Source organism: Actinoplanes sp. CA-142083, assembly GCF_050942195.1.
Classification (GTDB): domain Bacteria; phylum Actinomycetota; class Actinomycetes; order Mycobacteriales; family Micromonosporaceae; genus Actinoplanes.
This window is the reverse complement of the sequence record NZ_CP192076.1, coordinates 9,030,574-9,052,188: the sequence shown is the minus strand read 5'-3', so window position 1 is coordinate 9,052,188 and position 21,615 is coordinate 9,030,574. Positions and strand designations below refer to the sequence as shown.

29 protein-coding genes are annotated in these 21,615 nt (G+C 69.3%); 26 read left to right on the top strand and 3 right to left on the bottom strand.

The genetic code is table 11. The features are described from left to right. Positions 1-12 precede the first annotated feature (12 nt). Positions 13-942 carry a tyrosine-type recombinase/integrase gene (locus ACQPZX_RS41585; protein WP_433368449.1) on the top strand — a complete coding sequence of 310 codons (930 nt, stop codon included), beginning with the start codon at positions 13-15 and terminating at the stop codon, positions 940-942. Here the strand turns inward: ACQPZX_RS41585 and ACQPZX_RS41580 are convergent. Next, a complete protein-coding gene (locus ACQPZX_RS41580) occupies positions 939-1,469 on the bottom strand; it encodes a hypothetical protein (RefSeq protein ID WP_433368447.1) in 531 nt (176 codons plus the stop codon). The genes ACQPZX_RS41585 and ACQPZX_RS41580 overlap by 4 nt on opposite strands. A 193-nt stretch (positions 1,470-1,662) precedes the next feature. On the opposite strand from ACQPZX_RS41580, the gene ACQPZX_RS41575 reads away from it, so the two are divergent. From ACQPZX_RS41575 to ACQPZX_RS41480, 20 genes are all read left to right on the top strand, one after another. Next, the gene (locus ACQPZX_RS41575) at positions 1,663-1,908 is read left to right on the top strand and encodes a helix-turn-helix domain-containing protein (RefSeq protein ID WP_433368444.1); all 246 of its coding nucleotides are present in this window, start codon (positions 1,663-1,665) and stop codon (positions 1,906-1,908) included. Continuing rightward, positions 1,905-2,168, top strand: a complete 264-nt coding sequence (locus tag ACQPZX_RS41570) for a hypothetical protein (RefSeq protein WP_433368441.1) — start codon at positions 1,905-1,907, stop codon at positions 2,166-2,168. Before ACQPZX_RS41575 ends, ACQPZX_RS41570 begins: the two co-directional genes overlap by 4 nt. Positions 2,169-2,320: 152 nt before the next feature. Next, on the top strand, positions 2,321-2,746 hold the full coding sequence (locus ACQPZX_RS41565; RefSeq protein ID WP_433368438.1) for a hypothetical protein: 426 nt from the start codon (positions 2,321-2,323) through the stop codon (positions 2,744-2,746). Next, positions 2,739-3,398: a hypothetical protein gene (locus tag ACQPZX_RS41560; RefSeq protein ID WP_433368435.1), complete on the top strand. Its 660-nt coding sequence runs from the start codon at positions 2,739-2,741 to the stop codon at positions 3,396-3,398. The genes ACQPZX_RS41565 and ACQPZX_RS41560 overlap by 8 nt, the downstream gene beginning before the upstream one ends. Next, complete coding sequence (locus ACQPZX_RS41555; protein WP_433368433.1) at positions 3,395-3,649, top strand: response regulator transcription factor; 255 nt, start codon at positions 3,395-3,397, stop codon at positions 3,647-3,649. Before ACQPZX_RS41560 ends, ACQPZX_RS41555 begins: the two co-directional genes overlap by 4 nt. Beyond that, positions 3,646-4,197: a hypothetical protein gene (locus ACQPZX_RS41550; RefSeq protein ID WP_433368430.1), complete on the top strand. Its 552-nt coding sequence runs from the start codon at positions 3,646-3,648 to the stop codon at positions 4,195-4,197. The genes ACQPZX_RS41555 and ACQPZX_RS41550 overlap by 4 nt, the downstream gene beginning before the upstream one ends. Beyond that, positions 4,194-4,352 carry a hypothetical protein gene (locus ACQPZX_RS41545; protein ID WP_433368427.1) on the top strand — a complete coding sequence of 53 codons (159 nt, stop codon included), beginning with the start codon at positions 4,194-4,196 and terminating at the stop codon, positions 4,350-4,352. Before ACQPZX_RS41550 ends, ACQPZX_RS41545 begins: the two co-directional genes overlap by 4 nt. Then, positions 4,349-4,621 (top strand): hypothetical protein, encoded by a 273-nt coding sequence (locus ACQPZX_RS41540; RefSeq protein WP_433368425.1) that lies wholly within the window; start codon positions 4,349-4,351, stop codon positions 4,619-4,621. The genes ACQPZX_RS41545 and ACQPZX_RS41540 overlap by 4 nt, the downstream gene beginning before the upstream one ends. Further along, positions 4,618-4,962 (top strand): WhiB family transcriptional regulator, encoded by a 345-nt coding sequence (locus ACQPZX_RS41535; RefSeq protein ID WP_433368422.1) that lies wholly within the window; start codon positions 4,618-4,620, stop codon positions 4,960-4,962. The genes ACQPZX_RS41540 and ACQPZX_RS41535 overlap by 4 nt, the downstream gene beginning before the upstream one ends. Then, positions 4,959-5,393, top strand: a complete 435-nt coding sequence (locus ACQPZX_RS41530; protein WP_433368420.1) for a hypothetical protein — start codon at positions 4,959-4,961, stop codon at positions 5,391-5,393. Before ACQPZX_RS41535 ends, ACQPZX_RS41530 begins: the two co-directional genes overlap by 4 nt. Beyond that, positions 5,390-6,760 carry an ATP-dependent DNA helicase gene (locus ACQPZX_RS41525; protein ID WP_433368417.1) on the top strand — a complete coding sequence of 457 codons (1,371 nt, stop codon included), beginning with the start codon at positions 5,390-5,392 and terminating at the stop codon, positions 6,758-6,760. The genes ACQPZX_RS41530 and ACQPZX_RS41525 overlap by 4 nt, the downstream gene beginning before the upstream one ends. A gap of 55 nt (positions 6,761-6,815) precedes the next feature. Continuing rightward, positions 6,816-7,091, top strand: a complete 276-nt coding sequence (locus ACQPZX_RS41520) for a hypothetical protein (RefSeq protein ID WP_433368415.1) — start codon at positions 6,816-6,818, stop codon at positions 7,089-7,091. Between the two features lie 65 nt (positions 7,092-7,156). Beyond that, positions 7,157-8,455 (top strand): helicase-related protein, encoded by a 1,299-nt coding sequence (locus ACQPZX_RS41515; RefSeq protein ID WP_433368413.1) that lies wholly within the window; start codon positions 7,157-7,159, stop codon positions 8,453-8,455. A gap of 53 nt (positions 8,456-8,508) precedes the next feature. Next, on the top strand, positions 8,509-9,420 hold the full coding sequence (locus ACQPZX_RS41510) for a DNA methyltransferase (RefSeq protein ID WP_433368411.1): 912 nt from the start codon (positions 8,509-8,511) through the stop codon (positions 9,418-9,420). After that, entirely contained in the window at positions 9,420-10,643 is a 1,224-nt protein-coding gene (locus tag ACQPZX_RS41505) for a hypothetical protein (protein ID WP_433368409.1), read from the top strand. Before ACQPZX_RS41510 ends, ACQPZX_RS41505 begins: the two co-directional genes overlap by 1 nt. A gap of 31 nt (positions 10,644-10,674) precedes the next feature. Further along, a complete protein-coding gene (locus ACQPZX_RS41500) occupies positions 10,675-11,313 on the top strand; it encodes a hypothetical protein (protein WP_433368406.1) in 639 nt (212 codons plus the stop codon). Between the two features lie 114 nt (positions 11,314-11,427). Further along, positions 11,428-14,163 carry a hypothetical protein gene (locus ACQPZX_RS41495; protein WP_433368403.1) on the top strand — a complete coding sequence of 912 codons (2,736 nt, stop codon included), beginning with the start codon at positions 11,428-11,430 and terminating at the stop codon, positions 14,161-14,163. A 169-nt stretch (positions 14,164-14,332) separates the two neighbouring features. Further along, positions 14,333-14,656 carry a hypothetical protein gene (locus ACQPZX_RS41490; RefSeq protein ID WP_433368401.1) on the top strand — a complete coding sequence of 108 codons (324 nt, stop codon included), beginning with the start codon at positions 14,333-14,335 and terminating at the stop codon, positions 14,654-14,656. After that, positions 14,653-15,021, top strand: a complete 369-nt coding sequence (locus tag ACQPZX_RS41485) for a hypothetical protein (RefSeq protein ID WP_433368398.1) — start codon at positions 14,653-14,655, stop codon at positions 15,019-15,021. The genes ACQPZX_RS41490 and ACQPZX_RS41485 overlap by 4 nt, the downstream gene beginning before the upstream one ends. Positions 15,022-15,161: 140 nt before the next feature. Next, the gene (locus tag ACQPZX_RS41480; RefSeq protein ID WP_433368396.1) at positions 15,162-15,305 is read left to right on the top strand and encodes an HNH endonuclease; all 144 of its coding nucleotides are present in this window, start codon (positions 15,162-15,164) and stop codon (positions 15,303-15,305) included. A gap of 564 nt (positions 15,306-15,869) precedes the next feature. Here the strand turns inward: ACQPZX_RS41480 and ACQPZX_RS41475 are convergent. Next, positions 15,870-17,360 (bottom strand): terminase, encoded by a 1,491-nt coding sequence (locus tag ACQPZX_RS41475; protein WP_433368393.1) that lies wholly within the window; start codon positions 17,358-17,360, stop codon positions 15,870-15,872. Then, positions 17,314-17,730: a terminase small subunit gene (locus ACQPZX_RS41470; RefSeq protein WP_433368390.1), complete on the bottom strand. Its 417-nt coding sequence runs from the start codon at positions 17,728-17,730 to the stop codon at positions 17,314-17,316. Before ACQPZX_RS41470 ends, ACQPZX_RS41475 begins: the two co-directional genes overlap by 47 nt. A gap of 50 nt (positions 17,731-17,780) precedes the next feature. On the opposite strand from ACQPZX_RS41470, the gene ACQPZX_RS41465 reads away from it, so the two are divergent. From ACQPZX_RS41465 to ACQPZX_RS41445, 5 genes are read left to right on the top strand one after another with little or no spacing between them, the layout of a single operon-like run. Beyond that, complete coding sequence (locus tag ACQPZX_RS41465) at positions 17,781-19,031, top strand: phage portal protein (protein ID WP_433368387.1); 1,251 nt, start codon at positions 17,781-17,783, stop codon at positions 19,029-19,031. Beyond that, complete coding sequence (locus ACQPZX_RS41460; protein WP_433368384.1) at positions 19,024-19,758, top strand: head maturation protease, ClpP-related; 735 nt, start codon at positions 19,024-19,026, stop codon at positions 19,756-19,758. The genes ACQPZX_RS41465 and ACQPZX_RS41460 overlap by 8 nt, the downstream gene beginning before the upstream one ends. Further along, on the top strand, positions 19,758-20,951 hold the full coding sequence (locus ACQPZX_RS41455) for a phage major capsid protein (protein WP_433368382.1): 1,194 nt from the start codon (positions 19,758-19,760) through the stop codon (positions 20,949-20,951). Before ACQPZX_RS41460 ends, ACQPZX_RS41455 begins: the two co-directional genes overlap by 1 nt. Next, complete coding sequence (locus tag ACQPZX_RS41450; RefSeq protein WP_433368379.1) at positions 20,951-21,199, top strand: hypothetical protein; 249 nt, start codon at positions 20,951-20,953, stop codon at positions 21,197-21,199. The genes ACQPZX_RS41455 and ACQPZX_RS41450 overlap by 1 nt, the downstream gene beginning before the upstream one ends. Further along, positions 21,196-21,615, top strand: a complete 420-nt coding sequence (locus ACQPZX_RS41445) for a hypothetical protein (protein ID WP_433368376.1) — start codon at positions 21,196-21,198, stop codon at positions 21,613-21,615. Before ACQPZX_RS41450 ends, ACQPZX_RS41445 begins: the two co-directional genes overlap by 4 nt.

Sequence of the window (21,615 nt, the reverse complement as noted above, 5' to 3'; positions counted from 1 at the left end):
TACCCTGCCGAAATGGCGGACGTCCCGATCTCAGACCTGGCAGCATCGTTCCGGCGTGACCTCCGGGCCGCGCGCAAGGCCCCGCGAACCCAGATCCTCTACGGACAGTCCATCCGTTTCTTCTGTGACTGGCTCACCGAGCAGAACAGGCCCGCGACGCTCGATCAGCTCACCCGGCACGCCCTCTCCGCCTGGCTGGCCGAGCTGGGCGACCGTGTCGAGGCCGAGACGGTGCGCACCCGGTTTCGTGGCATGCGGCGGTTCTGCCGGTGGCTCGTCGCCGAAGGGGAGATCGACCGGGCACCGACGGACGGCTTGGAGATCCCGGCGCCGGCTACCAAGGATGTCCGCGTCTTCAACGACGACGAGATCAAGAAGCTGCTCAAAACGTGCGCTGTGACGCGTGGACGGCAGGGGTCCTTCGACAGGCGAGTGTTCGACGGACGCCGCGACGAAGTGATCCTGCGCATGCTGCTTGACTGCGGATTACGCGTCGCCGAGCTTGCCGGTGCCGAACTCGAGCACCTTGACCTCGACCAGGAGGTCGTCTACGTCATGGGCAAGGGCAGCAGGCCCCGGGCCGTACCGTTCGGCGCCCGCACGGCTCAGGCCGTGGATCGCTACCTCCGGATCCGCAGCGGCCACCCGAAGGCGCGTCTGACGCCGAGCCTGCTGCTCAGCGAGCGTGGGAAAATGTCCACCGACGGCATCCGCTGGCGCCTCGAATTGATCGGAGAGGAATCAGGTGTGGCGGACGTGCACCCGCACGCCTTCCGGCACACCTTCGCGCACCGCTGGCTCGCGGCCGGCGGGCAGGAGCGGGACCTCATGCGTCTGGCCGGCTGGCGGTCGGAATCCATGCTCGCCGTCTACGCGCGGACCACCGCCGACGCCCGGGCACATGCAGCACACCGCCGGATGAGCCTGGGCGACTTGGTCTAGGAACGGGATCGGTCCCGCTTCGGCTGCGAGATCGCCGAATCGCCTACCTGCTCGCGCTCCGCCTCGGCCTGCTCCCGCAGTTGCAGAACCTTGCGGATGGCATCGAGTTTTTGAGTGGCCGTCATCGTGGATCGATAGATCAGGTCGATCTCGTCGGCCACGACAACGCTAGGAGAGAATGCCTTCCCCGTGCCCTCGGCGACACCCGCGTGAACCCGAACCACAGCTCCCGGCTTCTGTGCCTGAGCGAGCATCTCGAGCCCCTCGGCGGCGTCGTCACGCCCGGCATCCCGCAGCTGCTGCGGCGTGACGCCGACGACAAGCGCCATGCGAGCCAATGTCGGCGCCGGCGCCACCACCGGTGTGGACACACCGCTGACGTGCATGAGCCCCTTGACGACCTGGCGCCACCGCGCGTCACTCATCCCGGCCTCGGTGGCCACCTGCCGGATCGAGCGGCCCGAACGCTGCTGAGCTTCATGGATCAATGCGCCCTCCGGGCGTTGCGGCGGCAGGTCAACCGTCATACCGGGCATCCTCCCACGCGAAATATCGCGAAGTCTACGTCATGATCGCGAACACTTGCGAAGGATCGCGAGACTTCGCGTAGTTCCTTCGCGTATTGAAGCACATCGACACGTCGATCAAGCGCCCGTTCGGCGCGAAGTTTCTCACCGAACGGGCTTGCTATTTCGCGAAACTTCGCAGTAGCGTGAGCCCATGCCAGACACCCGACAGCCGAGGCGCAAGACCCCGGTTGACCACGATCCCCGAGCCCTCCGGGAGGCGCGGATCCGTGCGGGACTGCGGCAGGGAGACCTCGCTCGCGAGCTGAACATCTCACAGAGCCTGCTCAGTGAAGCGGAGACCGGAACGCGAGGCATCAACCCCGCGTTGCGCGTCCGGCTCGCGAAGTTTCTCGGCTGCGACCCGATCAGCTTCGCACCTCTGCAGGTGCGGGCATGAAATCCGAGTCTCCCACCGAGCGTTCCCTGCGAGCCCGCGCTGCCGCGTTCACGCGATGGGCGAAAATCGACGACCGCCCGGCCGCAACGGCCGCCGCCAGGACGGCCGCCCGGAATCGGTTCGAAAAGCAAGTGGACCCCGATGGCGTCCTCACCGAGGGCGAACGCACCCGGCGCGCCGAGATGGCCCGGCGGGCGTTCTACGCCGACATGGCTCGCAAGTCAGTCGCCGCGCGGCGGCGCCGGAAGAAAGCGGCCTAGACCTCGCCCCCGGGTCAGCCGGCCACAGCGTCCGGCGAGTCCCTAGCTCCCCGGCAAGACCCGGCAGGCCCGGGGGCGACGCCCAATCACAGAACGGCCCTCAGCACGACGACCAAGCCAGCGCTGAGGGCACGAACCGATCGGAGTATCCCATGACCAACCGCGACCCGGACCTGCGAGACCGCGAGGCGTACACCCGCGCCCAGGTGTTGCAGTTCGTCGCCGACCAGGTCGCCGGCGGCCTTCCCGCCCCGTCCAGCATCAGCTTCGGAAACGGCGAGGTCAGCATCGACCTCGACAGCATCCCCGATCGGCTCGCCTGGCAGTCGGCGTTCGGCATGACGGACACGGCTGAGCAGGGCCAACCGCACCCGATCGACGTGCCGCCCGCCCAATTCAGGACCTGGCTCACCCACGTATCGAAGTACTGGCACGACCGGCCGGACTGGTTCGTGAGCCTCGGCGCCGACGTGCCGATCACCGACGAGCACCGTCGCCAATGGATCGAATCGGGCGCTGCCGCACGGCGCGCCGAGTACGTGGCGGAGCGGGACGCCCTGGGTGAAGACCGTGGCTGAGCCCCGCTTCCAGATCCGGCCGCTCGGCCTGTGGGACCGCCCGGTTACCGATCCGCGCGCCAGCTCGGCTCGCTTCCGGGCACCCTGGTCCGAAACGATCAAGCTGCTGCTCGGTGAGGTTGAACTGCTCGACGGCGGCCTGGTCGTCATCCAGGTCGACGCCGACCCGGGCGACATCCGCCAGGACGGCATGCTGCGTGCGCGAGCCCAAGTCGGCTTCCCCGGCGTGAAAATCTCCTTCGAGTCCAAGCACGGGCCGCTCACGTACGCCACCGACGCGTACGAGCAACAGTGGCAGGGCAGCCTGCCCAGCTGGCAAGCCAACGTCCGTGCCATCGCCCTCGGCCTGGGCGCGTTGCGAGCCGTCGACCGGTACGGCATCACCCGGACCGGCGAGCAGTACCGCGGCTGGTCGGCGCTCACCGCAGCGCCGGCCGAGAAGACCCTGTCCGTCGAGGAAGCCAAGCGGGTGCTGCGCGACGCGGGTCGCGTTCCGGACGACATGCCGCTGCGCACGGTCATCGCCGTCACCGCGGCGTTCCGCCGGGCCGCGCGGACCGCGCACCCGGACGCCGGCGGCAACCCGGACGCGTTCCGGCTGATCACCGCCGCCCGTGACGTGCTGCTGCGCGAGTTCGGGGGTGCGCGATGACCGCGCCGGCCTGGCTCTCGCCGCTCACTGACCGCGAGATGCAGATCCTGCGCATGCTCGCCGATGGGTACGAGCGGACCGAGATCGCCCGTCGGCTCGGCACCGTACGCGGCACGTCTCTCGGCACCGTCAAGGCCGACATGGTCAAGCTGTACGGCCGGCTGGGCGCCCGCAACGCGGCCCACGCCGTCGCCCTCGGCCACCAGTACGGGCTGCTCGGCGCCGACGCACTCGCTGGCGGTGCGCGATGACTGCCGTCGACTACGGGCAGCCCCGCACCTGGCGGCGCCGGCTCAACGCCCTCTGGCGCCAGCGCCTCACCGAGCCCGCCGCGCCGGTCCAGGCCGCGGCCGCCGCCCCGCCCCCGGGAGCCGACGTGGAACAACACATCTACACCTCCCAGCAGACCGAACACGGCCAGACCACCACGGCCCTCGGCAGGCACACCGCCGAACAGGCCCTCGTCGCGCCCACCGACATCCCCGGCGACCGCACGCAGGTCATCCGGGTACCGAAGCCGCCCGGGCCGGACCTCGCGCACATCGCCGAGGCGGTGGCCCGGGCGCGCAACGAGCTCGGCCAGCTGCCGGACATGCCGATCGCCGCCGACGACGGCGAGCCGCCGATCTACCTCGCAACCCAGGCCGCGATCGAGCGCCTCAACGCGCTCCCGCCGACGCCGTGCGCGAGCTGCGGGCTGAAGAGGTGGGACGCCCAGGATCTGCAGCCGGGTGACGAGGTGTGCACCTGCGACAAGCCGTTCGACGACGAGCCCGCGAAGGAGGGCGAAGACCAATGACACCCCGCCAGGCCGCGGCCCACCGCCGCACCATCGACGCCGCCCGGGCCGTCGAGCGCGCCAGCCAGTACGGCATCGACGCCCGGTCGGCCGTGCACGACTTCGAGGAAGCCCGCGCCCGCCTGCGCACCGAGCAGCGGAGGGCCGTGTCGTGACCCCGCAGCTGTGGTTCCTCACCATCGTCGGCTCGATCGTGATCGGGCTGACCGTGCTGGTCATCACCCTGGTGCTGGCGCTGGACCAGCGGGACGCCCGGATCAGCCTGCTGCGCCGCGAGGTGGTCCTCGCCGAGGACGAGACCCGGCGGGCCCGCGCCGATTTGGTCGCCGCGTACGGGCAGCTGCAGGCGGTCAGCGACGAGCGCACACTCCTCGCCCAAGTCATCGACAAGGGCCTCGACGACCTGCTCGAGGAGCCATCATGACGCGCGGCGGCCCGATGCATCTGCATGGCCGGCGCCTGCTCGGCGTCGAAGCGCTGCAGCCATATGTGCCGATGGACCGGCCAGAGTTCTACACCGACAGCCGACGGCCGTGCGCGCCCGTCAACGGCAAGAGCGCGCTGTGGACGTCCAGCGAGACCACCGACCTGAACGTCGCCGCGGAGCTGTGCCGGCGCCGCTGCCCGTTCGTCCGGGAGTGCCTTGTGTGGGCGCTCGAGCAGGGCGAGCGGCATCACGTCTGGGGCGGGCTGATCCTCTCGCGATCAGCTGACCGGACGAAGGCGGAACGGCTGGTCGAGGCACGACAGCAGGTCGCGGCATGAAGATCGTCGACCTGTGCCCGGGATGCCTGACCGAGCTGCCCGAGGACTACCCGTATGACCACGTCGAGATCGATCGTGCCCTGGCTGATCGGCCGGGCCTGTTCACCGCGATGGATCGCGGACAGCGCGCCGAGACCGTGCTTGCGGGTCTGGCGCGTGGAATGAGCATCAGCCGGATCGCCGTGCACGTGCGGTGGAACTACGCCGAGATTCAGGCGCTCCTGCCCGAAGGTCACCCGCTGTCGGCGAGCCAGGCGCGCCGGCGGTCGGAGCAGCAGATCCGCGAGTTGTGGGCGCAGGACCTGTCCGACTCGGCGATCGGCCTCCGGATCGGGCAGCTCCCCGGCACCGTCGGGAAGGTGCGCAAGCGGATCGGCCTGCCGTCGAAGTTCGGGCCGGGCGGACGCCGCCGTAAGCAGGTGCCGGCATGAGCGCTGTAGACCTGACACTGTCCGACCTGGTCGGCACCGCAATGTCCAGCGAGACATCGCCGGCCGATCCCCGTTCGGCCGACATGACATTCGCGCCCCAGCAGCAGGAAGCCATCAACAAGATCGTCGACTGGTACACGGACGACGACCGGCAGGTGTTCCGCCTTTTCGGGTACGCCGGCACCGGCAAAACCACCCTCGCCCGGCACATCGTCGACCAGCTCGGTGTGCGGGCCCTGTTCGCCGCGTTCACCGGCAAGGCCGCCTACGTACTGCGGACGAAGGGCTGCGAGGGCGCCCGCACCATCCACTCTCTGATCTATCAGCCGGTGGAGAAGGTCCGGGCGAAGCTCAACGCGCTCGAGCGGAAACTCGACACCGAAACCGACCCGGTCGAGCGGAGCCTGCTTGAGCGCGCGATCGCGGTCGAGGTGGAGAAGTTGCACACGCCGGACTTCATCCTGCGCGAGGACTCCGAGCTCGACGGGGCGCCGCTGCTGGTCCTCGACGAGGTGTCGATGGTGGGGGAGCGGATCGCCGCCGACCTGCTCTCCTTCGGCGTCAAGATCCTCTGCCTCGGGGATCCGGCGCAGCTGCCCCCGGTCGAGGGCGGCGGCTACTTCATCAACGCCCAGCCCGACCACCTGCTCACCGAGATCCACCGGTCCGCGCTCGACTCCCCGGTCACCCGGCTGGCCACCTCGGTGCGGCAGTCGATGCCCGGCGACCGAACTTTGGGCATGGGCGGCATGGACGGGCACTCCGGGCGCAAGCTCGCCGTCAGCCGCGCTGAGGTCGCCGGCTTCGACCAGGTCCTGGTGGGCACGAACAAGGTTCGCTGGCAGGCGATCCACCTGCTGCGCGGCCTGCGCGGGCTCACCGGCGACGTGCCGCAGCCCGGCGACCGGGTCATCGGCCTCGCCAATTCGGCGGAGGCGGACATCTTCAACGGTCAGCAGTTCACCGTGGTCGCGGTCGCAGGGGCGACCTCCGACCGGGTGTCCATGACCGTGGTCGACGACGCCGGCAACGAACGGCAGATCACCGCCTGGCTGGCCGGGTTCACCGGGCAGGAAGGCGAGAAGCTCGCCAAGCGGGAAGGCCGCGGGTCGGTCGCGGCGATGACGTTCGCGCAGGCCATCACCTGCCACAAGTCGCAGGGCTCGCAGTGGGATCGAGTGCTCGTCGTCGACGAGTCGTGGATCTTCGCGCGGGCAGCCGCCTCCGACGCCATGCGCGCCGGATCGCCTGCAGAAGCCGCGGCCGCGGCCGGTCACCTCAACGGTCAGCGCTGGCTCTACACGGCGATCACCCGGGCGGCTCAGCAAGTCGTTGTCATCGCCTCACCGCGAGGACTTCCATCATGAGCATGACTAGTAGGCATAGGACTAGCATGTCGGGCAGCCTGGAAGGACTTCCCTCATGACCGCCGACCTGAAGCGTGACGAGCGGGTCTTCCTGTACCCGAAGACCAAGACCGCGCCGACGATCTGCTACCTGCAGCCGCAGGCCACCGTGCTCGCCAAACCCGATCTCGCATCGCACGTCCAGGTACTCGTCGACGGCGAGGACGCCCCGCGCCGGATCCACGCCGACAACGTCGTACGCACGCTGCCCAACCATGACTCGGCCAAGGCGCAGACGCCGCGGCGGCGGCCGGCATTGCCTGACGGAATGCAGGAGGCACAGCTGTGGTGACCTACGCAGAGTTCCTCACACATCGCACCCAGCTCGACGGCGACCACGGATTCGCGCCGCGGTGGATGCCCGACTTCCTCTTCAGTTTCCAGACCCACCTGGTCACCTGGGCGCTGAGGAAGGGGCGGCCTGCGATCTTTGCCGACTGTGGTCTCGGCAAGACCGCGATGCAGCTGGTCTGGGCCTGGAACGTGTACCTGCACACCGGCCGGCCGGTCCTCATCGTGACTCCGCTCGCCGTGGCCACGCAGACGGAGATCGAGGCCCGCAAGTTCGGCATCGAGGCCGCTGTGTCCCGCAACGGCAAGGCCGCCGGACCGATCACGGTGACGAACTACGACCGGCTGCACCTGTTCACCAGCGAGGATTACGCCGGCGTCGTCTGCGACGAGTCGTCAGCCATCAAGGCATTCGACGGTGCCCGGCGCGCCCTGGTCACCGAGTTCCTCCGGAAGCTTCCCTACCGGCTGCTGTGCACCGCCACCGCGGCACCGAACGACTACATCGAGCTGGGAACCTCCAGCGAAGCACTCGGCGAGCTGGGCTATATGGACATGCTCAATCGGTTCTTCACCAACGACCGCAACTCGAGCGCCACCGGTCGCGGCTACCTCGGCGAAGCCGCGAACTGGCGATTCAAGGGCCACGCCGAACAAGCATTCTGGCGGTGGGTGTCGTCGTGGGCACGGGCCATCCGCCGGCCCTCCGATCTCGGCTACAGCGACGACGGCTTCGCACTCCCCGAACTGATCCACCGGCAGCATGTCGTAAAGACCGAGCACGTCGCGGAAGGTGTGCTGTTCAACCTGCCCGCGACCGGACTCCGCGAAGAGCGTGAGGAAGCGCGGCGCACCATCGGCGAGCGCTGCGCGGCCGCCGCGGAGCGGCTAACGGACGCCCGACACGGAATCGCCTGGTGCCAGCTCAACCCTGAGGGTGACCTACTGACCCGGGAGATCGATGGCGCCGCACAGGTCAAAGGATCGGACCACGTCGACGCCAAGGAAGAGATCCTCACGGCGTTCAGCCGCGGCGAGATCCGCGTGCTGGTCACCAAGCCGTCCATCGCCGGGTGGGGCCTGAACTGGCAACACTGCAATCGGATGACGTTCTTCCCGTCGCACTCCTACGAGCAGTACTACCAGGCAGTTCGCCGATGCTGGCGGTTCGGTCAGCAGCACCCGGTCACGGTCGACATCGTCACCACCGAGGGCGCCGCCCGCGCGCTGGCCAGCCTCGAACGCAAAGCCAAACAAGCCGACCGGATGTTCGACAGCCTCGTCGCGCACATGCGCGGAGCCGTCTCGATCCGCCGGTCCCTCAGCTACGACACCCCCGTGGAGGTGCCCTCGTGGGCGTCCTAGAGCAAAGGATCACTGACCGGTACGCCGCTTACCTCGGCGACTGCATGGACGTCATGCCGGCCCTCCCGACCGAATCGGTACACCTGTCCATCTACTCGCCGCCGTTCGCCGGCCTCTACACCTACTCGTCGAGCGAGCGAGACCTGTCCAACTGCCGCGACTACGACGAGTTTCTCGAGCACTACGAGTTCGTCGTCCGGGAGATCCACCGGTTGACTATGCCGGGCCGGATGTCCGCGGTGCATTGCATGGACGTACCTCGATCAAACAGTGGCCGCGGCGATGCGCTGATGGACTTTCCTGGCGACATTATCCGGCTGCACGAGCGGGTCGGCTTCCGCTACGCGGCCCGCTATCACGTGTGGAAAGAGCCCCTCACCGTCCGGAACCGGACCATGACTAAGGCGCTCGCGCACAAGACGATCGTCGACGACTCCGCCCGCTGCGGCGTCGCCTCCGCCGACTACCTTCTGCTCTTCCGCCGCGAGGGCGACAACCCGGTCCCGATCGCTCACCCGACCGGCCTGCTCGAGTACGCCGGCGAGCGGCTGCCCCCGGCCGACGTCCTCAAATACCGCGGATGGACCGGCAACCAGATCGAGAACCGTTACTCGCACTGGATCTGGCGGCAGTACGCGTCGTCGTTCTGGGACGACATCCGCCTCGACCGGGTGCTTCCTCACCGCGAAGCCCGCGACGGCAACGACGAGAAGCATGTTCACCCGCTCCAGCTGGACGTCATCGACCGCTGTCTCACTCTTTGGAGCAATCCGGGCGAGCGTGTGCTTACCCCGTTCATGGGCGTCGGCTCTGAGGTCTACAGCGCCGTCCGTGCCGGTCGCATCGGCATTGGCGCTGAGCTGAAGCCCAGCTATTACCGGCAAGCGATCAAAAACCTTGCGGCGGCCGAAACTGAACCAGACGACCAGCCCTCCCTGTTTGACATAACCGGCCAGGTGGCCTGATGACCACCCAGGGCATCTCCGACGCCGAGCTTGCGCTGCTCATCGCCGGCCTGCAGCCCGAACCAGTCGCTGCAACGCCGGCACCGCGGTGCGAGCTCACCGACCTGCTCACGGACCAGTGCGCGCACTGCCAAGGCGTTCCAGACGCCGAGCCGGTCGCCGAGTCGCAGCTCGGCCCGTGGTTCGCCTGCCAGCAACCCGGCCGTTGCTCCGGATGCAGCTCCAGGTTCGCCGAATTCGACTTCATCCGCGCCGACGGCGAAGGCGGCTGGCTCGCCCAATGCTGTAGCGAGATGCGCCAGGATGCCGGCGGGGGCATCGTCGCCGCGCCGAAGCCGGCCGGGCCGCCGCCGTCCACCGTGCGTGAGCTCCGCCAGGTCCTCATTGACTTCGAAGCCAACCGGCCCCGGTCGATGCAGACCGCGCTCGGCCCGTCCGAGCTCGGCACCGCCTGCCAGCAGCAGATCGGCCGGAAACTCGCCGGGGCGCCCCGCCGCCCGATCACCGAGCCGACGTGGGCACCATTCCAGGGGACCGCCGTGCACGCCTCCATGGCCGACGAGGTCGTGCCGTTCTGGAACAAGCAGCTGGGCCGCGAACGCTGGCTCGCCGAGGACCGGCTCGCCGCCATGGAAGCCCTGCCCGGTGTCGACGGCGGCCCGGCCGAATACCCGGCCGTCGAGGGCAACGGCGACGCCTACGACCAAGACCACGACATGGTCGTCGACTGGAAACACGTGGGCACCACCGCCCTCGACAAACTGCGCGCCGGCAAGCGCCGCGGCATGCACCCGGCCGAGCAGGTCAGCCCCGAATACCGGGTCCAGGGCCACATCTACGGCCTCGGCCACGCCGCCAAGGGCCGCAAGGTCCGCTGGGTGCGGCTCGTGCTGCTCGCCCGCTCGTGGAAGTACGACGATTCGGAGGAGTGGACCGAGGAGTACCGCGAGGACATCGCCATGAAAGCGATCACCCGGTACTGGGACATCGTCGACCTCGTCCACGCCCTCGGCGGGGCCGAGGCCGGCGATCTCATCACCACCGTCCCCGCCGCCCCCGGCAAGGACACCTGCAAATGGTGCCCGTTCTACCGCCCCGGCGTGACCTCCGACTGGAACGGCTGCGCCGGCGACCGGCCACCCGCCGCCCACGTCGCTCGGGCCACCGCCGGGCTCATCGAAGACTCCGGCCCGCAGCCCGCGGCGCCGGCCATCGGGGCCTAACCCCTTCACACCCAGCACAAGGAGAACTCCCGTGACCCAGCCCCAGGACGCCAACGACATCTTGATGGGATCCGGCGCGCCCGGCCTCAAATTCGAGACCGTCGGCACCAGCTACACCGGAACCGTCGCCGCCGAGCCCACCGCCAGCCAGCAGACCGACTTCCGCACCAAGGTCCCGGAGACCTGGCCGGACGGCTCCCCGAAGATGCAGGTTCTCGTGCAGGTGTCCACCAGCCTGCGCGACCCGCAAAAGCCCGAGGACGACGGCACCCGCACCCTCTACATCAAAGGCAAGGAGCTGACCAACGCGATCCGGGCCGCCGTGCGCGCCTCCGGAGCGAACGGCATCCACACCGGCGGCATCCTCACCGTCGCTTACGTCGGTGACGGCCAGGCTCAGCCGGGCATGAACGCGCCGAAGCTGTACGCCGCCCAATACCAGGCGCCGGCCGTCTCCTTCGCCGGCGTCACCGCCCCCACAGCGCCCGCGCAGAACGCGCCGATCCAGTCGCAGCAGCCGATCACCGCGGCGACCATCGCCGCGCCTATCGCCGCGCAGCCCTGCCCGCCGGGCGTCGAACCGGCCATGTGGGTGCGACTCACGCCCGCACAGCAGCAGGCCGTTGCGTCCGCCCAGGCCGCGCAAGCCCAGCCACAGCCCGCCTTCTAAGCCTTCCTCCCCGCCCCAGCCGCGGCCCCCGCTCGACCTCGCCCCGGTCAGCGGGGGCCGCGGCCCGCTTCACCCAAGACATCGACATAGATCACGATCTTCGAGGAGTCCGCCTTGACCGGCACCGGGTTCGACGCCACCACCGCCCGCCGGTGGCTCGGCGTCCTGCACGGGGACTCCCCCGGGCACATCCTCATCTGCTCCACCGGCGACTGGGCTGGACGCGCCTTCACCGCCGGCCAGCTCGACCCGGCCGTCGCGTACGCCGCGAGCCTCGACGCGGCCGGACGCGAAGGCATCTACGTACAGGTCACCAGCGCCCGCACCGTCCCCGAACGCGGCAAACGGGGCACAGCTGCCGACGTGGCCGCCCTGCCCGCGCTATGGGCCGACCTCGACCTCGCCGGGCCTGGCCACGCCGAAAAGGACCTACCGCCCGACGAAGCCGCCGGCCGGGCCGTCATCGCCGCCACCGGCCTGCCCGAACCAACCATCTGGGTGCACTCGGGTGGCGGCCTCTACCCGATCTGGCTGCTCACCGAGCCCCACCAGATTACCGCGGAGAACCTCGACGACGCGAAACGGCTCGCGAAGGACTGGCAGCGGGTCATCGAGCACGCGGCCGCGTCGCTCGGCTGGCGCTACGGCCGCGGCGTCGGCGACCTCGCCCGCGTCCTGCGCATCCCCGGCACCATCAACCGCAAGGAAGGCGGCGCCCGCCCATGCCGCTTCCTCAGCGCCTCCGGACACCGCTACACCTACCGTCACCTCGTCGACGCCCTCGACACCGCGATCGGCGGCATCGCACCGCCGCCGAGCACGTCAGCCCCCACGCTGCCCGCCCCGCAACTGCCCGGCGTCGACCGGCCGGTCAACACAATCAGCCCGCTCGACGATTACGCGGCCCGCACCGACTGGGCGGACATCCTTATCCCCGCCGGCTGGCGCGAGCACTACCGGCAGGACGACGTCTCTTACTGGACCCGGCCCGGCAAGCCCACCGGTACCAGCGCCTCCACCAACGCGCTCGGCACCGACCGCCTCCACGTCTTCACCACCGCGGCGCCGCCGCTCGAAGGCGGCGACTCTTACAGCAAGGGCGGCGCATATGCGGCCCTCTACCACGGCGGCGACCACTCGGCGGCCGCCAGAGAGCTCGCAGCAGCCGGATACGGCACACCCCTACCCGAACCCAGCACCGCCCATCGCGAGGCGCTCACCGACATCCTCGGCGCCCCGCCACCCGCCCCGGCCGGGCCGACCCGCGTGTGGCGCGCCGAAATCGACGCGACCAACCCGGCCATCGCCGCCGACTGGCTCCGCGACGAAGCCGGCCGGGGCAAGCTCGCCGGACTGTTCCGGCGCGCCGGCACCGTCGTGCACACGCCCCGCGAAGGCGAAGGCGGCTACCTGGCGCTGACCGACAACGAGGACGACGAGGACGGACCGGCCCAGGTCCACCCCGTCAACGACTCCACCCTCGCCTCCCGCATCACCTACACCTACGGCGTCTACCGCATGGTCAAAAAGGGCGAGGACTACGAGCCGGCCCCAGCCCTGTTCCCCCGGTCGGCAGCCCGGACCGCGCTCGACGTCCCCGACATGCTGCCCAACCTGCGCGTGCTCCGCGGCGTCATCCACTCCCCCGTGCTCCGCCCGGACGGCACGCTCATACGCGACCCCGGCTACGACCCGGCCACCGGGCTGCTCCACCTCCCCGAGCCCGGCCTCGTCGTGCCACGGGTGCCCGACGAGCCCACCGCCAGCGACGTCACCGAGGCGGTCAAGCTGCTCCTCGAGATGGTCGACGGATTCCCGTTCAAGACCGAGCACTACCGCGCCAACTTCCTCGGCATGCTGCTCACCCCGCTGCTGCGCGCCATGACGCCCCCGCCCTACAAGCTGCACGCCATCGAGGCCCACCAGCCCGGCTCCGGGAAAACGCTGCTCGCCAACGTGTCCCGCCACATCCACGGCGGCGTCTTCCGCGCCGAGATGCCCGGCGACGACACTGAACTTCGCAAGCAGGTCACCACGATCCTGTCCGTGACCACTGGGCCCGTGGTCGTCATCGACAACGTCTCCGGCGCCCTCAAATCGCCCGCCCTGGCCGGCCTGCTCACGTCCGACCAATGGGACGACCGGCTCCTCGGCGGCAACGAATGGGTCAACGCCCGCAACGACCGGCTCTGGACCATCACCGGCAACAACCTCAGCATCGGTGGCGACCTGCCACGCCGCACCATCCGCACCGTCATCGACCCCGGCGTCCCCAACCCCGAACTGCGCACCGGCTTCGCCATCACCGACCTCGAGCGCTGGGTCAAAGACCACCGCGGCGAGCTCCTGCACGCACTGCTGGTCATCGTCCGCGCCTGGGTCGCCGCCGGCCGCCCCCTGTCCGCCGAGCGGGCCAGCGACGGCTACGCCCGCTGGGTCCGCACCGTCGACGGCATCCTCACCCACGCAGGCCTCGACGGTCGGTTCGACGACCCCTCCACCCAGATCGAGGTCGGCTCCGACGACGACGAGTGGGCGCACTTCCTCGCCGCCGTCCATAAGGCCTACGGCGACCGCACCTGGACCGCCAAAGAGCTCCTCGCCGACATCGATCAGGGCGGCATCATCTCCACCGGCCCGATCGCAAGCGATGCGCTCCCTGGCGACCTCGCCGAGAAGGCACTGCGGCATCCGCAAGGCCCGACGGGAGTCGCGCGGAGCCTCGGCATGTGGCTGAACAACCGAGACGGCCGATGGGCTGGCGGCTTCGTCGTCCGATGCATCGGCAAAGACCGACATGACATCAAAGAGTGGCGAATCACCGCAATGCCGACTGGCCTCACGCGATGACTGCCGGGACTGCCGGGACTGCCGGGACTTCTCAACCCATCCCGCGCGGGCGCGTGAACGGAGTGATTACGCACCGTGTTCAAGCGGTGGAGAGGCCAAAAACCTCTAAGGACAGAAGTCCCCGCAGTCCCGGCAGTCCCGGCAAGGAGATCAACATGCATGCCAGCGCATGGTCCGGACATCGGGGCCGGCCGTGAGCCGCTACATCCCCACCACGACGAAACACTTCGTCTCCACCGAGGCGAAGTTGGCAATCTGCCCCCGATGCACCCGGCCAGTTCTCCGCGCGCACGACGAGGGCATCCCCGCGTGCGTCGACCTGGTCCCGCTGCCCAACCTCGGCGCCGAGATCGCCGCCATCGCCCGCGGCCTGTGGACGTACACCCGCCTCCGCAACGGCTATCTGGCCTACCGCGACACGACTCGCCTCGCCGACCCCGCCATGGCCGGCCAAGTCCACGCCGAACACGCCTGCAAAGGAGCGTCCGCATGAGCGCCAGCAAGAAGCGCGGAACCGCCTGGGAAACCGCCATCTGTCGCTACCTCGCCGAGGAGGGATTCCCGCACGTCGAGCGCCGCGCCCTCACCGGCAACCGCGACCGCGGTGACATCGCAGGCATCCCCGGCGTCGTCATCGAGGCCAAGAACACCCAGCGCGACCAGCTCGCGGCGTGGGTCGATGAGGCCGCCATCGAGCAGGCCAACGACAACGCGGACTACGCCGCCGTCTGGCATCACCGCCGCGGCAAGGCCTCCGCCGCCGAGGGCTTCGTCACCATGACCGGCGCCGCCTTCGTCCGCCTCCTCCGCGCCGCCGGCTACGGCACCCAACCCACCACACCACTCGACGACGAGTAGCCCCCGTGAGCCGCTCCTGGAAGGGAGGCAGTGACACCCGATGGCGCCGATTCAGGGAGAGCATCCTCAAACGAGACCGCTTCCTCTGCAGGGTGAACCTGCCAGGCTGCACCACAGCCGCGCCCCTGCAGGGAGGCCACGTGGACCACATCATCCCGTTGGCCATGGGCGGCGACAAATACGACCCGAACAACGCGAGAGCGTCCTGCGAGCACTGCAACACCAGCAGAGGCGTGGGCACACCACAGCCCGAGCCCGAGCCTCGGCGTGTCTCGACCTGGTAGCAGCAGCCCTACCCGCCCTGCTTTTCCTCGCAGCCATCGACTACGTGGCCTACCTGTGGTGGTGGATCTGAGACCATGGCCAGCATGAGCGAGCAGTGGCCCACCGCAGATCATTGGGAACGCACAGCTCAGCCAGCTGTCGAGGGAGAGACACACATCGAGGTTGTCGTGCTAGATCCTGAGCTTGGCACGTTGGCCTGCGCACGAAGGGACGGACAGGTGATCGCCGTCGGAGTAGATGCGCCACGCCGTGAGTATTACCTAGCGTAGTCAGCGATCGAAGGGCCCGACCGTCGCTCAGAGTTCTAGTTACAGAGAGTGATGGCAAGTCGATTACTCTGCGTGAAAGTTTGGAGGCCTGGCCGGGCCGGAACAGCGCCGCCCTGTTTTTGTGTGTGGCGCGCCTGAGCGCATCTTGCCAGGTCACGGCTTTCTCGCTCCCCTTGCTCAGGACGCCCTTTGGCAATTCCTACCTGGCTCCGGGAATTGCCAGGCACGATGAGTAATGTACCTACCTTGCAGATCGTGACGCGCCCTCCGCAAGGCGGACGGCATCACTCCGCGTTACGCTACCGTGAGTGGCGGAGGCGCGGGCGGCAAGGTGCGCGCGAGGTGGATGGCGCCGGCCGCGGCGTACGTGCCGTCGATGGGTGCCGACCCGCGCCGAACGAAGATCCACTGGTCGCCGCGGGTGAGCTTCTGGGTCTGCTTGACATGCTGGTTGAGCATCTCGTCGCGGGGGTGCTGAACCTCGCCGGCCATCACGGCGTCGGCCATGCCCATGCAGATCGCGGGCACCTCGGTGCGCAGCTCCTCGACGAGCACCCGCCGCGGTGGCCATTGGCCGCGTTTCTCGGCGAGCGCCGCGGCGACGGCGGCGGCCGGGCCACCCGGGTACCAGCCCAGCGCGCGCGGGCGGAGCTTCGCGACCAGCGCGGGCAGGTCGGCGCGCAGGGCTTTCGTGCAGCCGAATCCCTGCCAGCGCTTCACGACCTCGACGTGCGTCACGCCGTCGACCACGGCGGCCGCGACGAGAGTGGCGTGGCTGCCGTCGAGAGCGACGTCGAAGCACAGCGCTACAGATCGGCGGTGTTCGGCCAGGTCGAGGGGCTCGTCGGTGCCGGCGGTCTGCCAGCTGGCGGGGTCGATCGCGGGATCGAGCTGGTCGATGCGCATGCACATCATCTCGATCTTGAATTCGGCCAGCGTCCGGCCGCCGGCGCGTTTGGCCTTGCGGGCTTCGCCGAGCAGGGCTCGCTCGGTCAGGCCGGTGCCGTTGGGCCGTGGCCGGTTGAGACTGGGGTTGGCGCATGCCAGGGCTTCGAGGTCTTCGGGGTCGGCCCCGGCCGGCGCGGACCACGCGGCGAGGAACGTGTCCGTCTCCGGGTCGCCGGTTTCGGCGGCCTCCAGGGCGGCGTCGTACTCCTCGTGCAGGACGATGCTCGTCTCGTCGCCCTCGTTGGTGATGCAGACGGCCAGGGCCCCGGGGAGGGCATTCATGCCGGGGATGAGCGCGTTCCAGCAGTCGCGATTCTTGTGCTCGAGCAGCTCGTCGATGAGAGCGCGGTGGGTCGTCTTGCCGCGGCCGGCCTTGCGGTTGGGTGCCGAGAACCCGTAGTGCGAGTCGTAGGCGGTCCAGAAGTCCTCCTCGCTGATCTGCAGGCGGACGTGGTCGGCTGGCAGCGCGGCGGCGAGCAGCGGCTGTTTCTCGGCTATTTCGATGGCCTCGCGCCAGCTCTTCTTTGCCTCGCCGCGGTCCTTGTGCGTGCCGTGGATATACGGCACGCGCTCGACGAACAGCCAGTACAGGATCAGCAGCCGGGCGAAGACCGTCTTCCCGTTCTGCCGGGCGACCAGGATGATCGCCTTCCGGTAGCGCGGCGACCCGTCGGGGAACAGCTCGCCGAGGTGGATCGCGAGCCATTGCTGCCACAGGTCGAGCGGCCAGCCGATCAGCGCGCAGAACGCGATGAAGGCGTACCCCCAGGATGACCCGGGGTCGTCGAGGTCACGGAGCGGTGGCGTCCACAGCCTGGGGACGACCGAGCCGAACACGCGCGGCTGCAAGTTCGTCGAGAGGGTTACCGGAAGGCTGACCATTGGCCTTGCCTCCCTTCTCACCGGCGGCCCGCGACCGCGGGGTGAGCAGAAGGGCGTCCAGCGCGGCGAGCAGCTTCGGGCCCAGGTCGGACGCAACGGTGTGCTCGGCGAGGGCGACGGTGATGCGGGTCCAGGCGTCGCGTGCCTTGTCGTTCTCTTCGGGGATGTGGGCTTCCAGCACGTCGATTGCCTTTGCCAGAACGGCGCTGGGCGCTGCCTCGTCGATGAGGCCCGCGTAGCTGAGCGCCAGCTGGGCGGTGGCTTCGTCGCGCGGGGAAGGCGGCGACTCTGCTAGGGACGCCTCTACAGCCGAACGAACAGACATGCCCGCATAGTAGCGTCGTGCTGTAGGAACAATGAGCTATGCTCGCGGCCATGATCTGGCCGTGGTCGCGGAAGCGAGAGCCGAAAGCTCTCGTCTCCATCAGCGACCCGGCCGCCGCCGGCTACTTCATCCCGGGCGGCCTCGTCGACTTCGCCGGCGTCGCCGTCGGCGAGCGATCTGCGCTGGGCCTGTCCGCGTTCTACCGGGCCGGATCGCTGATCTCCGGCACGCTCGCATCGCTGCCGCTGCGTTCGCTGCGTGAGGATGCCGACGGCACTCCGCAGAAGGTGGCGTCGATCTTCGACGACCCGGACGGCCCGGACGGCCAGACCGTTTTCGAGTGGCTCGAAACGCTGTTCCTGCACCTGTTCGTGCACGGCCGCAGCTACGCGATCAAGGTCCGCACCCAGGCCGGCGCGCTCGTCAGGCTCCCGCTGGTGCACCCGCTGTGCGTGGTCCCGGAGGAGCCGACTCTCGACGACTACCGGACCGGGAATCTGCCGCTGGGCGGGAAGTGGTTCAACCTCACTCTCGACAACGGGGACCTGGTCCGCTGGGACGCCAACGACATCTGGGAGATCCCGGGCCAGACCACCGACGGCTTCAGCTGCTTCTCGCTGGTCAACCTGGCCCGCAACTCACTGGGCACCGCGATCGCCGGCGACCGGGCGGCCGCCGTGATGTTCGGACAGGGCGCGCTCATCTCCGGTCTCGTCACGCCGGAAGACGACCTCGAGCCGGACGAGGTCAAGAAGCTCCGCCGGGAACTGGATACGTCGGTGTCCGGCTACGAGAACGCGGGCAAGCTCGCGATCGTCAACCGCCGGCTCAACTTCACCCCCTGGACGATGACGGCGGTCGACGCCCAGTTCCTGCAGAGCCGCCAGTTCCAGATCGAGGAGATCTCCCGCTGGACCGGCGTGCCGCCGCATCTGCTGATGCAGACGGAGAAGCAGACGTCGTGGGGCACCGGCGTGGAGGAGCAGAACCGGGCGCTCGGCCGGACCGTGCTCAACCCGTACGGCACCCGCTTCGAGCAGCGCGCCTCCCGGCTGCTCGCGCGGCCGCGGTGGGTGGAATTCGACTTCGCCGGCCTGGAGCGGCCCTCCCCGGACCGGGAGATCGAGCTGCTCATCGCCCAGGTCGACGCGAAGATCCTCACCGTCAACGAGGCCAGGGCGATCCGGAACCTGCCCCCGCTACCCGAACCTGAGCCAGCGCCTGCGGCGCCGCCAGTTGCTGTACCTGAGCCCGAGCCGGCGCCGGCCGGGGACGACGACCCGGAGGGCGACGATGAGTAACGGGCTGGCGCTGCTGCGCGTCATTAACCTGGACCGGCTGACCAACCGCGCCGCGGCTCTCTACGCGATGGGCTTCGAGCCGCGCAACGAGCCGTGTTTCCGGGTGGAGAACGCGGACGCCGATCGGGCGCGGGTCTACGTGTACGAGGTCATCGGCGGTTGGTACCTGGACACCGCCGAGTTCGTGAAGGCCGTGCACGACATCAAGTCATCGGCGATCGATCTGCACGTCAACTCCCCGGGCGGCCTGGTCTTCGACGCGGTGTCGATGTACGAGGCGCTGCGCTCGCACCCGGCGGAGGTCACCACCCACATCGACGGCCTCGCCGCCAGCGCCGCGTCTTTCATTTCGCTGGCCGGCGACACCGTGGAGATCGCCAAGGCCGGCCGCGTGATGATCCACGACGCCCAGGGCGTCGGCATCGGCAACGCCGAGGACCTGCGCCAGTACGCCGACCTGCTCGACGACATCAGCGTCGACATCTCCGGCTTCTACGCCGACAAGGCCGGAGGTAGCCCGGCCGCCTGGCGCGCCGCGATGCAGGCCAACGCCGGCGACGGCACGTGGTACTCCGCGCAGCAGGCCGTCGACGCGGGCCTGGCCGACCGGATCGCCGGCTCGGACGATGCGGACAACTCCGCTCGGAACACCACCAACGCGGCGGCCGACATGCGGTCGCAGCTCATCCGGGCGCGAGCCCGCGTTGCCCTGGGAGGGGTGAAGTAGTGCGCACCATCGAGGAGATCACCGCCGCGATGACCGCGCTCGTCGACGGGGCCGCGGGTCGCAGCCTCACCGACGAGGAAGTCACGCAGTACGAGGAGTTCGAAAACGAGCTCAAGGCTGTCCAGCGCACCGACCAGATCCGGGCCCGCAACGCCGCCTACAACACGGTGGTGATTCCGGCGGGCGTGCCCCGCCCGCCGTCGGACGGCCGCCCGGAGGACACCTACGCCGCGGCGTTCGACAACTACATGCGGACCGGCAAGGAGAACGCCGACCTAATCCGCGGCCCGGTCAACGTCCAGTCCGAGGGCGTGCCGACCGAGGGCGGCTACCTGGTGCCCGACGAGTTCCGCGTGAAGCTCATCGAGCGACTCAAGGCGTTCGGCGGCATCGCCGCGGTGGCCGAGCGGTACACCACCGGCACCGGGGCCCCGGTCGAGTGGCCGACCCTCGACGACACCGGCAACACCGGTGAGATCGTCCAGGAGGGCAACACGTTCTCGGCGGGCGCCGATCTGGTGTTTGGCACGAACTCGCTCACCTCCTACAGCTACATGTCGGGCGGCGCCAACGGCAACGGCATCAAGCTGTCCCGCGAGCTGGTCCAGGACGCCGCCTTCGACCTGACGGGCAAGCTGACCAACCTGCTCGGCACCCGCATCGGCCGGATCCAGGCCGTGCACTGGGCCACCGGCAGCGGCGTCAGCCAGCCGCTCGGCCTGTTCACCGGCCGGACCCCCGTCCAGAACGCGGCCAACACCGGCATCACCTACGAGGACCTGGTCTCGGCCATCCATTCCGTGGACCCGGCCTACCGCAAGAACGCACGGTGGGTGATGAACGACCTCACCCTGTCGGCCGTCGAGAAGATCAAGGACGGCTCCGGGTCGTACATTTTCCGCGGCCGCGACGCGGCCATGGCCCTCGGCCTCAACGAGGAGACCCTGCTCGGCTACCCGCTGACCATCGACCAGGCCTGCGCCACCGTCGTCAACAACTCGCCCACCGTGCAGTGGGGCGCGTTCGGCGACATCACCCAGGGCTACGTCATTCGCGACATCAAGTCGGTCGAATTGCTGGTCAACCCGTACAGCAACATGAACAAGCGCCAGGTCGAGTACACCGCCTGGGCGCGAGCCGACGCCACCCAGCAGGACACCAACGCCTACGTGACGCTGTCGGGCCACAGCTGATGCCGCCCACTCGCAGAGTCCCCACCGCCGACCCGGCCGACGTCGCCCCGGCGGCACCGGCCGCCCCGGTCGAGCCGGACACCCAGGTCGAGGCCACCGCGGTCGCGGCACAGCTCGAGCAGGCGCAAAAGGGCCTGCTCGACGTCATCATCGACGCCGTCAACCCCGGCACGGCCCACGGCATCGACATCAATCTCGCCCGCCAGGCGGCCGAGGTCCACCAGATCCTGTTCGGAGAGAGCCGATGACCTCCCGGGAACTCGTCGCCCCCCGCGTACTCGCGGTGGGTACCGCGTCCATCGCCACCGCCACCACCGTCAACGTCGACTTTGGCACCCCCGACGACGTCCTGGTCGCGGTCGGCGCCAACTTCAAGCAGGGTGACCGGCTGGTCTGCGTGATCACCGCCAGCACGGCCGGCACCACCGACTCGACGTCCTTCTCGATCCAGGACGCGCCGGACTCGGCCGGCTCGATCGGCACCCCGGCCACCGCGGTCACCACGACGCTCCCGGCGGCCGCGACGGGCAACCAGTATGTGGTCGCGGGCATCCAGCTGCAGCCGGGCCGGCCGTGGATCCGGGTCCGGGCCACCCGGGCGTCGGGCACCACTGACACCCTGGTCGTCCGCGCCGTCCTGCTCGCGATCCCGCACAACCTCTGA

Bases quoted from the DNA above. Each gene is read 5' to 3' on its own strand.
- ACQPZX_RS41535 (WP_433368422.1), top strand. From the start codon at position 4,618: ATGACGCGCGGCGGCCCGATGCATCTGCATGGCCGGCGCCTGCTCGGC.
- ACQPZX_RS41445 (WP_433368376.1), top strand. From the start codon at position 21,196: ATGACCTCCCGGGAACTCGTCGCCCCCCGCGTACTCGCGGTGGGTACC.
- ACQPZX_RS41470 (WP_433368390.1), bottom strand. From the start codon at position 17,730: ATGTCTGTTCGTTCGGCTGTAGAGGCGTCCCTAGCAGAGTCGCCGCCT.
- ACQPZX_RS41575 (WP_433368444.1), top strand. From the start codon at position 1,663: ATGCCAGACACCCGACAGCCGAGGCGCAAGACCCCGGTTGACCACGAT.
- ACQPZX_RS41550 (WP_433368430.1), top strand. From the start codon at position 3,646: ATGACTGCCGTCGACTACGGGCAGCCCCGCACCTGGCGGCGCCGGCTC.
- ACQPZX_RS41460 (WP_433368384.1), top strand. From the start codon at position 19,024: ATGAGTAACGGGCTGGCGCTGCTGCGCGTCATTAACCTGGACCGGCTG.
- ACQPZX_RS41565 (WP_433368438.1), top strand. From the start codon at position 2,321: ATGACCAACCGCGACCCGGACCTGCGAGACCGCGAGGCGTACACCCGC.
- ACQPZX_RS41510 (WP_433368411.1), top strand. From the start codon at position 8,509: ATGCCGGCCCTCCCGACCGAATCGGTACACCTGTCCATCTACTCGCCG.
- ACQPZX_RS41450 (WP_433368379.1), top strand. From the start codon at position 20,951: ATGCCGCCCACTCGCAGAGTCCCCACCGCCGACCCGGCCGACGTCGCC.
- ACQPZX_RS41465 (WP_433368387.1), top strand. From the start codon at position 17,781: ATGATCTGGCCGTGGTCGCGGAAGCGAGAGCCGAAAGCTCTCGTCTCC.
- ACQPZX_RS41530 (WP_433368420.1), top strand. From the start codon at position 4,959: ATGAAGATCGTCGACCTGTGCCCGGGATGCCTGACCGAGCTGCCCGAG.
- ACQPZX_RS41505 (WP_433368409.1), top strand. From the start codon at position 9,420: ATGACCACCCAGGGCATCTCCGACGCCGAGCTTGCGCTGCTCATCGCC.
- ACQPZX_RS41555 (WP_433368433.1), top strand. From the start codon at position 3,395: ATGACCGCGCCGGCCTGGCTCTCGCCGCTCACTGACCGCGAGATGCAG.
- ACQPZX_RS41520 (WP_433368415.1), top strand. From the start codon at position 6,816: ATGACCGCCGACCTGAAGCGTGACGAGCGGGTCTTCCTGTACCCGAAG.
- ACQPZX_RS41485 (WP_433368398.1), top strand. From the start codon at position 14,653: ATGAGCGCCAGCAAGAAGCGCGGAACCGCCTGGGAAACCGCCATCTGT.
- ACQPZX_RS41570 (WP_433368441.1), top strand. From the start codon at position 1,905: ATGAAATCCGAGTCTCCCACCGAGCGTTCCCTGCGAGCCCGCGCTGCC.
- ACQPZX_RS41525 (WP_433368417.1), top strand. From the start codon at position 5,390: ATGAGCGCTGTAGACCTGACACTGTCCGACCTGGTCGGCACCGCAATG.
- ACQPZX_RS41545 (WP_433368427.1), top strand. From the start codon at position 4,194: ATGACACCCCGCCAGGCCGCGGCCCACCGCCGCACCATCGACGCCGCC.
- ACQPZX_RS41580 (WP_433368447.1), bottom strand. From the start codon at position 1,469: ATGACGGTTGACCTGCCGCCGCAACGCCCGGAGGGCGCATTGATCCAT.
- ACQPZX_RS41515 (WP_433368413.1), top strand. From the start codon at position 7,157: ATGCCCGACTTCCTCTTCAGTTTCCAGACCCACCTGGTCACCTGGGCG.
- ACQPZX_RS41585 (WP_433368449.1), top strand. From the start codon at position 13: ATGGCGGACGTCCCGATCTCAGACCTGGCAGCATCGTTCCGGCGTGAC.
- ACQPZX_RS41490 (WP_433368401.1), top strand. From the start codon at position 14,333: ATGGTCCGGACATCGGGGCCGGCCGTGAGCCGCTACATCCCCACCACG.